This is a genomic window from Photorhabdus khanii NC19, assembly GCF_000517265.1.
Taxonomy (GTDB): Bacteria; Pseudomonadota; Gammaproteobacteria; order Enterobacterales; family Enterobacteriaceae; genus Photorhabdus; species Photorhabdus khanii.
Genome location: NZ_AYSJ01000014.1, coordinates 538,582 through 551,699, shown reverse-complemented (window position 1 = coordinate 551,699; position 13,118 = coordinate 538,582). Strand labels below are relative to the sequence as shown.

General features: G+C 41.6%; 10 protein-coding genes. 8 read left to right on the top strand and 2 right to left on the bottom strand.

Annotation, left to right across the window (positions count from 1 at the left end; all coding sequences use genetic code 11):
* Nucleotides 1-3 precede the first annotated feature (3 nt).
* Nucleotides 4-456 (bottom strand): DUF441 domain-containing protein, encoded by a 453-nt coding sequence (locus PTE_RS17955; RefSeq protein WP_036849376.1) that lies wholly within the window; start codon nt 454-456, stop codon nt 4-6.
* A gap of 515 nt (nt 457-971) precedes the next feature.
* On the opposite strand from PTE_RS17955, the gene PTE_RS17950 reads away from it, so the two are divergent.
* From PTE_RS17950 to PTE_RS17915, 8 genes are all read left to right on the top strand, one after another.
* The gene (locus PTE_RS17950) at nt 972-2,036 is read left to right on the top strand and encodes a radical SAM protein (protein ID WP_036849375.1); all 1,065 of its coding nucleotides are present in this window, start codon (nt 972-974) and stop codon (nt 2,034-2,036) included.
* 591 nt (nt 2,037-2,627) lie between these two features.
* Nucleotides 2,628-3,638, top strand: coding sequence for a hypothetical protein (locus PTE_RS17945; protein ID WP_036849374.1), 1,011 nt, complete (start codon nt 2,628-2,630; stop codon nt 3,636-3,638).
* Nucleotides 3,635-4,129, top strand: coding sequence for a hypothetical protein (locus tag PTE_RS17940; protein WP_036849372.1), 495 nt, complete (start codon nt 3,635-3,637; stop codon nt 4,127-4,129). The genes PTE_RS17945 and PTE_RS17940 overlap by 4 nt, the downstream gene beginning before the upstream one ends.
* Before the next feature lie 17 nt (nt 4,130-4,146).
* Nucleotides 4,147-8,538, top strand: a complete 4,392-nt coding sequence (locus PTE_RS17935; RefSeq protein WP_036849370.1) for a condensation domain-containing protein — start codon at nt 4,147-4,149, stop codon at nt 8,536-8,538.
* Nucleotides 8,539-8,562: 24 nt separating this feature from the next.
* Complete coding sequence (locus tag PTE_RS17930) at nt 8,563-9,717, top strand: efflux RND transporter periplasmic adaptor subunit (protein WP_051477458.1); 1,155 nt, start codon at nt 8,563-8,565, stop codon at nt 9,715-9,717.
* Nucleotides 9,701-10,372, top strand: coding sequence for an ABC transporter ATP-binding protein (locus PTE_RS17925; protein WP_036849368.1), 672 nt, complete (start codon nt 9,701-9,703; stop codon nt 10,370-10,372). The genes PTE_RS17930 and PTE_RS17925 overlap by 17 nt, the downstream gene beginning before the upstream one ends.
* Nucleotides 10,369-11,601, top strand: coding sequence for an ABC transporter permease (locus tag PTE_RS17920; protein ID WP_036849367.1), 1,233 nt, complete (start codon nt 10,369-10,371; stop codon nt 11,599-11,601). Before PTE_RS17925 ends, PTE_RS17920 begins: the two co-directional genes overlap by 4 nt.
* Nucleotides 11,602-11,633: 32 nt before the next feature.
* A complete protein-coding gene (locus tag PTE_RS17915; protein WP_036849366.1) occupies nt 11,634-11,861 on the top strand; it encodes a phosphopantetheine-binding protein in 228 nt (75 codons plus the stop codon).
* Between the two features lie 2 nt (nt 11,862-11,863).
* Here the strand turns inward: PTE_RS17915 and PTE_RS17910 are convergent, their stop codons facing one another.
* Nucleotides 11,864-13,087 (bottom strand): alpha/beta hydrolase, encoded by a 1,224-nt coding sequence (locus PTE_RS17910; protein ID WP_036849364.1) that lies wholly within the window; start codon nt 13,085-13,087, stop codon nt 11,864-11,866.
* Between the last annotated feature and the right edge of the window lie 31 nt (nt 13,088-13,118).

The window sequence follows — 13,118 nt, the reverse complement described above, 5'->3', positions numbered from 1 at the left end:
CGACTACGATTTACCAATCAGTAATGACAAAATCCCGGCAGCAATCAGCGGCCCCACCGGAACCCCTTTAAACAAGGCAACACCCAGTACGGTTCCCACCAGTAAACCCGCAACAGTGGACGGCTGGTTAGACATTAACGAAACTCCGCGGCTGCCCAGCCAAGAGACTAATACACCTATTACTATTGCCAGTAACGATTTCCAATTCAAAAATGAATGAAGAACCGCTTGTACCGTAATTTTCCCGCTGGCGATGGGAGCCATTACGCCCACGGTCAAAATAAGTATACCGATAGTCAACCCATATTTTTCCACCCAGGGGAAGAATTGATTTAGCGGTGTTATACGGATAACCAGCAAGAGCAACATTGCAAGAGTGACGGTCATGTTGTGGCTGATGATACCCAATGCCGCCAACACCAGCAGCACAAGTAAAGTCGGATCAAGATGGCTCATAGACTTCAATACCCTATAGCAGCCTATATCCCATCAGGCCAGGGCAATTTTTCCTTATATCACAGAAATAACCGATATTTTCCTACTAATTCAGACAATTAACAAGTTTATAATGGGAATATTTTTTCTTTATAAAATAAACACTCTCAATAAATGGATATTTTTAATTAATTTAGTGATTAAAGGACTATTATTGCCAAAAAATTGTAGAAATAGTCTTGCATGCCATCAATAAAATCACCTTGTGAGACTAAAATAACCAAAATGATTTTCTATAAGAAATTTCTCAGCTTAAATAGCATATAATACTTCAACGATAGTCACTCATTTTTACTTTACCTCCGTTAGAAACACCCCCCTATTTTGTGAGCAAGCTCTAAATAAATGTTTTTTAACAACTCATACTTAGTCCAAACACTCAAAAATACAAATTCAATTAACCAATTCATTGCAAAATAAATTAATACTGATAATAGTAAATATCATCTGACCTTTAATCCAACAGGGTGTAAATTATGTCATGCTTTCCTACCGGATATTGGGAACAATATCCGAATACTGCCACCGTGATCACAACATATACTTGCAATGCTGCCTGCAAAGAATGTTGTTTTGAATGTAATCCCTCGGTGAAAGCGCGTCTGAGCCTGGATGAAATTAAGCAATTTATTACACACTCAAAGGCCAATTTCCCGGGGCTAAAGTTAGTCGTCTTCAGTGGTGGAGAGTGTTTCCTGTTAGGTAAAGATCTGATTGAAGCCATTCGTTTCGCTTCAGATCACGGCTTATTCACTCGCTGTGTGACTAACGGCTACTGGGGAAAAAACAGAGAAAAGGCACAAAAAATCGCACAAGATTTAACCGATGCCGGTATCACTGAAATAAATATCAGCACAGGGAAAGATCACAGTGAATGGATACCTATCGACAGCGTAGTTGCAGCGGCAGAAGCATTAGCCAGGCAAAATATTACGACACTGATTACCGTGGAACAAGATACCGCTGATTCTGCCATTGCGACACAAATCACACAGAATCCGATCATCAAGCGCCTCAAAGAACAAAACAAAGTTAACTTACAACGCAACACATGGATGCCGTTCTATGACACCAGTGAAGAACGAAAAGACGTTCCAAACCGGGATGAGCAGCTGACAAAAGGGTGCGATCAGGTCTTTGAAAATATCGTACTGACACCACACGGTGAAATCTCCGCCTGCTGTGGGCTGACATTAGAGCATATCCCTGAGATGAAACTGGGCCGGTTGCAGGGAGGCGATTTATCCCAGCTTTTCAAAGGACAAGAAGAAGACTTTATGAAAGTATGGTTGCGAACAGAAGGGCCGTACAAAATTCTAAAAAAATATCGCCCACATGATAGCAACATTAATCTGGAAAAAATCGTTCATCCCTGCCAAGCCTGTGCCCATCTGCATAAAGACGAAGGAATACGCCAGAATTTGTTAGATAACTATCATAGGGAAATTATTCCGGTGATGAAGAAATTTAATGCCAAAGAAAGGCTGGATTTGATCTGCTATTCAGCAGAAAAAAACGCCATTAACTTAACTGAGGAGTAATAATGCAGCGACATACATTTATTAGCATAACGGTGGGAGCAGCCGTTAGCCGTATAATACGACAGAATTGAATCCAGGCCTGAACGTCATACTCATCAATATCACCATGATCAGTATTTACCGGCTATCAAATTTTTATTGAATAAGGTGGTAATCAAGGAAAAGAAATACTTTATTCTCCTTTAGGAATATTTTCACCTGCTGTTTTGTGAGCAGACTCTAAATAAGCAGATTTTGTAATAAGATATATTTAGTCTAAACACTCAAAATACAAATTTAATCAACTAACATATTGCAAAATTGAACCATCCAGCTAATAGTTAGTATCGTCCACCCTTTAATAGCGCCGAGGACAATTATTCTATGCTTCACCACTGAACATTACACTGAGCATTAGGAATAATATCAAAATATTGTTACAGCAATCACAATATACACTTACGATAAATATCGTTGGTAAGAAATATTAGTCAAATAATTATTATATGAAATTATTTCAGCAGAGAATAAATTTAATAAGAAAAGGTTAGACCTCATCTTATATAGCACCCAGTAGAAAAAGAATTCCGTCAACTTAGAAAGGAACGAATCATGAAAAGACGTACATTTATTGGCGTAGCAGCCGGAGCAGCTATTGGCAGTGTCATCCCAACCGTTAATGCCAGTGCTGATAGCAATCGCCTCTTTGGCGTACCTCGTTCATTGCTCTCTCCAGGAGAGGTTGAAGAAAATAAGTTAAGGCTGTCAATGTCAAACGCGAAACTCCCGGTTGAAGTTTGGGAAGAGATCATCACCTATAACCGATTTTGGGAAACCATAAAACAACAGCCCAACTTAGCATTAGAATACAGGGAATCACCGGAGAAAGTCCTGGCTGAATTTGGCATAGACAAAAATATCGTTAGCCCCGGTTCAGCAGAGGAATTACTGTTATTCATCACTTATGATAAGGATTTGATGAATGCAGTAAAAACCAATGACTATGAAGAATTATTTTCCCGACTAAAGGCCTATGGTTTAAACGAAAGAAGTTCAAGCCTGAGGAGCCGGATCAACCATCATCTCAATCAAGACGCCAGCCTTGTTGCACATTTTAAAGAACACATCGAATCCTACCAACTTCAAGATACAAACAGCCCTCCCCTTATCAGGTTGAAGGAAATTCTGGAACCTTTGAACAGTGAAGACGATACCAGTATCGAAATTGCCCGTCTTGTCGTAGGGGCAAACGTAGTTGCTGCGGTTAATGTGGCTGTCGGCACCAGAGTCGTCGCGGCAGTGAATGCAGCGGCAGCAGTAAATGTAGCAGCCTATTTGAGCCTGGCAGTGCAAGTCGCCGTCACTGTATGTATGGCAAATTATTTACCCAAAATCGATCACAGTGACCTTTCAACTGGCACGGCTTCGCTTCATCTTGCCAGGCTCTATAACAACCAAAAGATGGTGGACACCCTGGTCACAGAAGCTATCCGCAGGGAAATCACCGCTTGCCTGTTTGCCGCGCAAAAATGTGGTTATATCAATCTGCCGGCAACACGCGAAGAGCGTAAAGAAGTGATTCATCTTTTTACCGAATTATCTTTAGGAATGGCAGCCGCATGAGCAATATCGTGGGATTGAATCCAGACTTCAAAGTCATATTAATGAACGTCGCCATGTTCGTCCTAATCGCCCTGGTTTTTCTGCCTGTACCATACTGGCTTAATAGCAGTAACCCAAATAAACTGGCGGCAAGTATTACGACGACTCTCTTCGTGGTCATTGCCTTATTTATAGGCTATCAACTGTTGTCAAATAAAGCGGTGATCAAGGAAGGGAAATTATTGATGAAGTCTGGAGTATATTCACATGAATGGGCTATTTCCTCATTGCACCGGGAAGAAGGCGTTTCCCTGGAAGATTTTCATCGCAGTAATGGTATACATATCATCCATTATTCGTCGGGATATTACCAAAAGAAACGAAACAAATATTTCATTCTACGAGTAAGTAAACGCCCTTTAATATGCTTTAGTGCAGAAGGCAATATTGGATTATGCATAGATGAATCTGTTTTCGAAAAAATAAAGGGCGAATTACGAGATAAAATATAACGGGGAGCAGCAAAATAATGGAATATAGCGACAATTATTGGCCGTTGAACTATACACAGCTCCGGTTAGCCATTGCTAATACTGTTGCTGACGATAAGTCTGTCTTTAATGTCGGCGAATTCGTCAGCTTCAATGACAATATTTGCCTGGAAAGATTGGAACAGGCCATTATGACCATTCATCGCTTCAATGATGGTTTTTCCTTACGTTATCGTATTTCTGAGCAAAATATTTTTCAGGGGAAGTGTTCCACGCCGATCGAAGTTATATCAATAAAACTGTTAGATCCGGCAGTGGAACAAGCTACAAAAGCCGATTTCGACCAAAGAATAACTGAACCACTGGCTCCTGAAAATGGTGTGACGATCAGGCATTATCTTTATTTTAATGATGTTGGATGCTACTTTTGGGGAATTATCGCTCACCATGTCGCTACAGATTATTGGGGAATAGGTCAGTTAATTCACGATGTTTTGTCCTGCTATGAACAACAATTATTCCACCCAACATCAGAGCCTGTTTTTACCTACCAGTCTTATCTCAACGATATTAAATATAAAGCAAGCGCGCATTATGCCAACGACAAAAACTATTGGGCTAATTACCTCAACCAACTTCCCAAATTAGAGGATTATGCCGGTAAACGCCTGTTTCCCTCGAAAGCAATTAAAGTGAGCCGACCACTCATCGCAAACAACGAGGGTTTTACCTTTAATGATAAATTAATGATGATACTGGCCTTATGCCTGCAAATGACTAAACGAGGCCGTTTATCAACAAGTATCATTAATTTACCTTTCTCTAACCGACGTGACAAAGCAGAATACCGTTATTATCGCCCGGCGATGAACACCTTACCTCTGATGGTTTCTTTATCGCCAGAAACAACGATAAAACAGATCCTCACGGAAATACAGTCGCAAATGAGTCTACATAGCAGGCATAGCCGTATTGATATCAGTGATTTGAATGATGGCGCGATAAATCGGGCAGATCAATTAACCGCTATTCCTTATGTCAATTTACTGCATGAAATTGAACATGATCTTATGAAAAATAACCGTGCTATTCGCGGCTGTATGACTTCTGGCGCAGTAAATGATTATGGCGTTAATATCCGGTTTTCTTCTGACGGAAAATCAGCATTAGTTGAATTGGATGCAGGAAGCCGCTTGTACAATACCTTTACCGCCGATGCTTTGATTGATGATTATTTACGTATTTATAACGCCATTGCAGAAAATATCAATGAAACTGTCGAAACATATTGGGAAAAATATAAAATCATTGAACTAATGGACAATATGATATCTGGCGGAACTCCAGAGAATATTGTCGTTAATTACCCCATCAGAGAGAATATAATTACCCGAATCGCGCAAATCGCCACAGTATCGCCGGATAAAAAGGCAGTAATTTGCGGGAATCAAACCACAATAAACTCCGCATATTGCCTTAATTACCATGAACTCTACAGTAAATTATTAGCTTTCAGCCAACGGCTATTATCCTGCCCACTAAAAAACCGAAGGATAGCAGTGTTATTGCCCAGAGGAATGGAATCCTTATTGTCTATATTAGCAATCCATACGGCGGGATTATGCTTTATTCCAATCAACATGACATTCGGACGAGAAGAAATTAGCAATATATTGCGTGGGCTGGATATCTCTTTATTAATAACTTCTCGTCACCATCATAAGAAAGTGAATGATATTAATAATACGCATATTTTCTTTATTGAAGATATGAACACTTCCCCCTCCGGAATATCTCTGGAAAATGACATAAAATGCCCCGCGACCAAAGAGGACGAAGCCTATATCTTTTTTACATCAGGCACCACCGGAATACCGAAAGCGGTACCGATAACTTTCAAGGGGCTTTATGCTTATTTAGCCGCTATGACAGATCGATATGATATTCAACAAGATGACGTTATTCTTAATTTCAGTACCCCGGTTTTTGATGCCTATATTGAGGAGGTATTTGGCTGTTTTTATCGGGGAGCTACACTGGCAATTGCCAGTGATCAGATGATCGTTGAGCTTGATTCACTGTTTTCATTTTGCCATGCACAATCGGTAACCGTCGTTAACTTTCCTACGAATTATTGGCATCAAATTGTCTTTTTCCTGCACGCGGCCATTAAAGAATTGTCACCGACCATCAGAATAACAATTATCGGTGGCGATCTGGCAATGGATAAAGCCATCCACCATTGGTTGGAAAAAGTAGGATGCGGAATTTCTCTGATTAATTCTTATGGCCCAACAGAATGTTGTGTTGTGGCAAGCTGTCACAAAATAGATGATGAGTTTCAACCCGGTAATATTATTGGTAAAGCACTAGCAAATAGTTCTATCGTCATTCGGGAATATGGAACTGATAATATCATTATCGGCAGCAGTGGAGAAATATGTATTCGTGGGGATTCTATCTGTGCCGGATATATTAACGACAATCAGTCAACCTCGCGTAAATTCTTACCGTTGAACGATGGAAGAATCTATTATTTAACGGGAGACCGCGGGTTTTACGATGCCCAGGGAAATTTAAATTTCATTGGCCGACTGGACAAAAAGCACAAAATTGATGGAAAACGTGTCGATCTGGCCGAAATGCAAAAAATACTCACAGCGGCAATGGATATTGATGAAATTCATTTAACGATAAAAGAGAATGAAACCGGGTATCAGTATATCAATATATTTATCCCTAATAGCTCATATTCAATTGCACGTCACGAAATCGTCTCATTCCTGCGTGGATGTTATCCAAAATTACAGGTGCCTTTTATTGTCGAATCAGCATTATCCAATTATTCCGTCCCCGTAACAGAGTTGAATAAAGAAGATAATGTTTCGCGGCTTAAAGGAGAAAAACGCGAAATATTTTTTACATTGTGGCGCGAAGTCTTTGGCGATAGCGATAGAGTTATTGATGAAGATACGAATTTCTTTGACGCAGGCGGTACTTCGCTTAAAGCATTATTACTCATTAATAAGATCCAGCAATACTTTGATTGTTCTATCCGCCTGGAAGATTTCTACCAATCCCCCAGATTGGGTTATTTATTGCAATCTGTCATTCAACAGGGGCAAATGCCGGTTCTAACCCATAAAAATAGCACTTGCCTGACAGAACAACACGACCAGTATTATTGGATCATTGATACTATTTCTAATCGTTCAGGTGCCCATAATATCCCGCTATATTATCATCTGGCCGGTGATATCGATTTAAAGAAATTACGCTCTGCTTTACTGTATACCATGCAATATTTCCCTGCTCTCTGCCAAAGAGTCACCATGACGGATGGGCAACTCTCTGTAACCCTCTCACCGGCAACCGAAGAAAACCTACCCTTCGAATATATCGATCTGACTCATGCTACTGGCATCAATATTGAGATTTCATTGCGCAAGATCTTAAATGAGATGGCATTCAAACCGATGTCATTGCAGGACAATCCACCGGTATATTTTAAGTTGCTGAAAATAGCAGAGCATGAGCATTCCCTTTTGTTAAATTTCCATCATGCATTTTGTGATGGGATGTCGATTTCTCATGTATTGCAACAATTATCTTCAGCTTATACGGATAATGCAGTGAAAATTGCAGCAACGACGGAAACAAGCGTTACCGTAATTAATCAGCGCATGTCGGACGAAACATTAAATTTTTGGACAGAAAAATTGCTCAACGTACTTTCTGTTGCCGGACAGCAAGATATTACATCAGGGGCTAATCTTCGGGTTCGTGGCCGACGCTACTCGATGCCGTTGCCTCCTCAATTAATTGTCATACTGTCCTGCGTGCAAAAGAAACACATGGTGACTCTGGAACATATCGTGATTGGGGCATTTCTGATGACTATCAGATCATTACTCAATAATAAAGACGAGCTGATTCTGGGTATCCCTTGTGCCAACCGTGTTCCGCCTGTGCCATTCGAGGGTGTCGGCAGCTTTGCTACAACGTTACTACTGCCCTATGTTACTGCGGAAACCTCATTAATTAACGTATCCAAGTATGTCCGTGATTTCCTGATGGATGCAAATGCCCATTCAAATATCTCGCTGGCGTATCTGAAACAACACCTTCACCATCACCACGGTATGCAGTTGCCAGAAGTTACTTATTACTTCTCTTCTCAAATAGGATTCTCCACCGATTTGTATCTTGGTGAAACCCATTGCACAAAAGAGAAAATCAAGGGGCTCAAGCCTAAAGGGGATATTGCGCTCGAACTGGTCAATTCATCAACTGGGATAGGCCTGGAATGGCTCTACGACGATGATATTTTCTCTGAAAATATCATCAGCGACATGGGGCTGTTTTTGCTTGATTTATTGGATTGCATGGGCGTTGAGCATAACTTAACGCCTGACAATACGGAATTATAACAACGACTAAGATGGATGCTGACTGTGCTGGTTAAAAAAAAGAAATGGGTAGTTATCATTACTGTCATGATCGTTTTTCTTGCCGTGATTTATAACAAATTCAATCGGCAAGAAACGCCTGTGGTGATGACAGAACAAATCATCACCGGAACACTGGGTAATGTTATCACGATGGTAGGCGCTGCCGGTGTTATACAACCGACCAGCCAGGTTAATGTGGGTAGCCAAATCTCAGGCCAGTTAATCCAATTGCATGTTGAGGTCGGAGATGTAGTCGAAGCAGGTAAGCTGGTTGCCAGTATTGATGACACTTTTTATCGCACTAAAGTTGAAGCAAGCCGTGCACGGCTGGAAAAATTATGTGCCATGTTGAAGGAAGAACAATATACCTATGAACTTCTGTCCATCACAGAAAAACGCCAGAGACAACTTAACCTGCGCTCTGCAACCAGCCAGCAATTGCTGGATGAAGCCACTTTTGGCGTAAAGAAAAGTCAGGCAAGAATTGAAAGCCTCAAAGCGGATATCAGGCAAAATGAACATATTTTGCATAATGAAGAAGTCAGCCTCAGTTATGCCCAAATCTATTCACCTATTGCCGGCGTAGTGACCGCAATCCATGTTGATCCAGGGCAAACCCTGAATGTTAATCAACAAACACCGGTTCTCATGCAGATTGCCGATCTCAAGAATATGACTGTTTATGCAAAAGTTTCCGAGGCAGATATTAACCAAATCGCGCTGGGACAAAAGGCTTCCTTCAGGATCTATGGGGCAAATAAGCATATATGGCACGGTAATGTTAAGAAGATTATGTATAAGCCAGACTTAATGAATAATGCAGTTTATTATACCGTTCTGTTTGATGTGCCTAATGACAATTTCCTGCTAAAACCCAGCATGAGTGCTGATGTTACTATTGTGACGCACGAAAGCAGCGGAGTAGTGACCATCCCCAGTGACGTGCTGAATAATAAGCGACATCAACCTTTGGATGATAATCTAACCGCTTACTTTTTACGTGAGATGAAAGATGGAAATATCGTCGTAAGAAAATTACTTGTCGGGCATAACGACGGTGTACGCTCAGTCGTTACCAGCGGATTGCAGAACAACGAGCAAATCGTTGTACTTGCCAAGCAGGACAATGCCGGGGGTAAAAATGATAACGCTAAATAATATCTGCAAGACCTACGGTAATGAGAGTAAAAAACATCTTGTCCTGAAAAATATTTGTTTAACAATCGGCCAGAATGACTATGTTGCCATTCTTGGGCGCTCCGGCTCAGGGAAAAGTACCTTATTGAATCTCATAGGGCTTTTAGATATCGCCAGTGCAGGAGAATATCTTATTAACGACCTCAAGGTGACTCAGCAAAAGATTCACTCATTAGCACTTTTACGGCGGAAATATTTTGGTTTTATCTTTCAAAACTATAACCTGCTCGATAACTACCGCATTGATGAAAATATCCTGATGCCCATGTACTATTTAAAAAGAAACTTCGAATATGACAGAAAACGCTTCAATTACTTAATAGATCGCCTCCATCTTAATCCGTTATTAGCTAAATACCCGCGCCATCTCTCAGGGGGAGAACAGCAACGCGTTGCTGTGGCCCGCGCATTAATTAATAATCCGAAATTTATTATTGCCGATGAACCTACCGGTGCATTGGATACCACCAATGCAACCAATCTCATGCAGCTTTTTACTGAATTACATCATAGTGGATGTGGCATCATCCTGGTGACGCATGATCACGTTGTCGCCGGATATGCAAAACGCAGGCTATATCTGGATAATGGTTCTTTGGTGACTCAATCGGCATGAGTAAAATATCCTTAAAGTTTAACGTTTATTCTACTGTTATCCTGTTTAATCTCAAGATGGCAGCACGTTCCCTTGCCGCACATAAAACACGGGTCTTCCTGACGTTGTTATGTATTGCTGTCGGGGTAACCTCGATTGTGATCATGCAAGCAATCGGATCGGCAACTCAGGATCATGTTGTCAAAATGGTCTCCTCAATGGGGAGTAACATTATTTCCGTAAAATACAAAGGACAGGAAAACGGCGCTTTCGATTCCCATCACGATTATCTGACACAAGCAGATATAACGTCACTTTCAGGCAATCCACATATCAGCCACAGCACCCTTTTTTCCACTGCTACAGCAACGATAGTTTCTCTACAAGGCACTGCCGATGCTCAATTAATCGGTGCCAATGCGGATATCGCGGTTATCCGTAATTTGGTCATCGGACAGGGGCGTTTTTATACACCGCAAGAAGATGCTGCCCTGGCAAATGTGGTTGTTTTGGGTGCTTCCTTGGCCGAGCGACTATTTCTGCAAATTCCGCAAAAAGAATCGGCATCTGAGCAGAGTATCAAGATCAACGACATCTCTATGCGGGTTATTGGTATCTTGGCACAGAAAGGCGAAGGCATGGATGCCGGGGTCGATGATACTGCGTTTTTACCAAGAAATAGTTATCTGGTGCGGCTGTTCGGCAATACACCACCCAGTGGCATGGTGTTGAAAGCCAAAGATGCCACCCATGTGGAACCGGTTAAACACGCCGTTGAGGAACGGTTGTCACAATTTAAACGTCAACAAAGTTATGAAATACGTAGTACCACGGAGTTGTTAAAAACACTGAATGAAACGCAATCGCAAATTAATCTTTTCCTGTTAGCAATCTCATCAGTAACACTCTTTGTTGCCGGTGTCAGTGTCATGAATACCATTCTGATCAGTGTCAGAGAACGTAGACGGGAGATTGGCATACGGCTTGCCGTAGGCGCAAGTTATTCCGATATTTTTTATCAGTTTCTTACCGAAGCATTTTTGATTTCATTATTGGGTGCGTTATTGGGATTATTATTCTCATTTATCGGTTTCAGAATATTATCGTTATTTGATATTGCTGTTGGTTTCTCTTTTTATTCCTTTTTATTGGCTTCCCTCTCGACATGCTTCATCACGGTAGTGTTTGGTGTCTATCCATCACATCGCGCAGCCGCATCCGCACCGATCGAAGGGATCAGGGAATTGTAGCTTGTTTTGTTTAATGCAACTTTGGAGACACAATGAAAAATCAGCTTTTGTATGAAATTCTACACCAGGAAATCATGGATCTTCACCCAGAAGCGGAGGAAATACCAGCAGATGAAAATCTTTTTGATATCGGTTTCGACTCGATAAAAATGCTGATGCTGGTTGATCGGCTAAAGTATGCAGGGTATCCAGTCAAATTTGTGGATTTAGTCCGGTGGCCGACAATCAATGACTGGGTCAATCTGATGGCAAAAGATTAACGTCACAGTCTGTCGTTTAGTGATGAATGGTGGTTGATCCATGCAGCAAGATCTGCAATCACCTGCGCCGAGATCTGCCCTGGTTGCAGATAATCCTCGCCACCAGCACATCCTGTCGTGGGCAATAAAATATGATTTAATCCCGTATAGAGCTTGAACTCCACCTGTTTATTACCTTTCAATGCGGTTTTCCACATTGTGAAGTCAATATCATGCGGAACCTGAAAATCCTGATCGCCTTGAGCGAAGAATAGAGGCATTGCGGGCAAGCGGGTTAAGCAGGTAAATGCGTGGTAATCCTTAAGCTGCTTGAGATAGCGATCTGGCACTGCAAGGAAATCTGCGAGGGATGTGGTATTTTTCCCGCTGGTATCTGGGCTGATGGTACATTCCGGGGACAAATTGACATTTTGTAACTGGGATAAAATCACCTGAAGTAAACTACGAAAAGGCGTAGCCAGCATCGCAATGCCCATAATATTTCTGCCTGATCTTTGCCGCAAATTCTTTGCAATGAGCGGGCTGACATATCCGCCGAAACTATGCCCGACAAGGAATACGGGCACATGATAGAATTCAGCATGTTCTATCAGACCAGCTAAAATATTGCAGGCATCATCAATAACCTCTGTGTTGAGATCGATAGCCTCAGAGTCGGTATTCTCCTGACAGGCGCGATAGTAGCGTTTGTCAAAACGCACACTGGCGATACCATGTTGACTTAACTCATGTGCCAACATACGAAACAGTGGATTAGGCCCAACATCATAATCCATCGAATGCGGACCAGAACCCGCAACCAATAGTACAAGTGCTGTAGTATTTTGGGAGGATGGCAGGCACACCAGACCGTCTGGAACATCTTCAAGACCAAACGCCCTTAGCGTTTTTTCGGTGAAGATACCTGACTTTTCATACGCATCAGGTAGCGGGCACGGAGCCAGCATAAGCGAGCTAATTAGCTGATCTTTCAGCCCAATATAAAGGTTGAACTTTCCATTCAAGGTATTTAGTCGCAGATGACAAGCATCTTCCTGCCGGGAGATAATATCAATATCTGAGTGACACAAACTGTCTGCCAACGCAGTTAAGGTCAGGTCATCAGCCGTCATACGCAATGGCTCACTCATCAATTTCCTGGCCCTTTCCCACTGCTCGTCAAACAACGCAGTTATTAATACCTGTATTTCCCCATCCAATGTGGCAATTAAGTTCTTAACAAGCATGTCTTTTCTCAAATAACAGCGCAGTTTGCTT

Excerpts from the sequence above, each read along its gene's own strand:
- PTE_RS17955 (WP_036849376.1), bottom strand. The coding sequence starts at position 456 with ATGAGCCATCTTGATCCGACTTTACTTGTGCTGCTGGTGTTGGCGGCA.
- PTE_RS17950 (WP_036849375.1), top strand. The coding sequence starts at position 972 with ATGTCATGCTTTCCTACCGGATATTGGGAACAATATCCGAATACTGCC.
- PTE_RS17945 (WP_036849374.1), top strand. The coding sequence starts at position 2,628 with ATGAAAAGACGTACATTTATTGGCGTAGCAGCCGGAGCAGCTATTGGC.
- PTE_RS17940 (WP_036849372.1), top strand. The coding sequence starts at position 3,635 with ATGAGCAATATCGTGGGATTGAATCCAGACTTCAAAGTCATATTAATG.
- PTE_RS17935 (WP_036849370.1), top strand. The coding sequence starts at position 4,147 with ATGGAATATAGCGACAATTATTGGCCGTTGAACTATACACAGCTCCGG.
- PTE_RS17925 (WP_036849368.1), top strand. The coding sequence starts at position 9,701 with ATGATAACGCTAAATAATATCTGCAAGACCTACGGTAATGAGAGTAAA.
- PTE_RS17920 (WP_036849367.1), top strand. The coding sequence starts at position 10,369 with ATGAGTAAAATATCCTTAAAGTTTAACGTTTATTCTACTGTTATCCTG.
- PTE_RS17915 (WP_036849366.1), top strand. The coding sequence starts at position 11,634 with ATGAAAAATCAGCTTTTGTATGAAATTCTACACCAGGAAATCATGGAT.
- PTE_RS17910 (WP_036849364.1), bottom strand. The coding sequence starts at position 13,087 with ATGCTTGTTAAGAACTTAATTGCCACATTGGATGGGGAAATACAGGTA.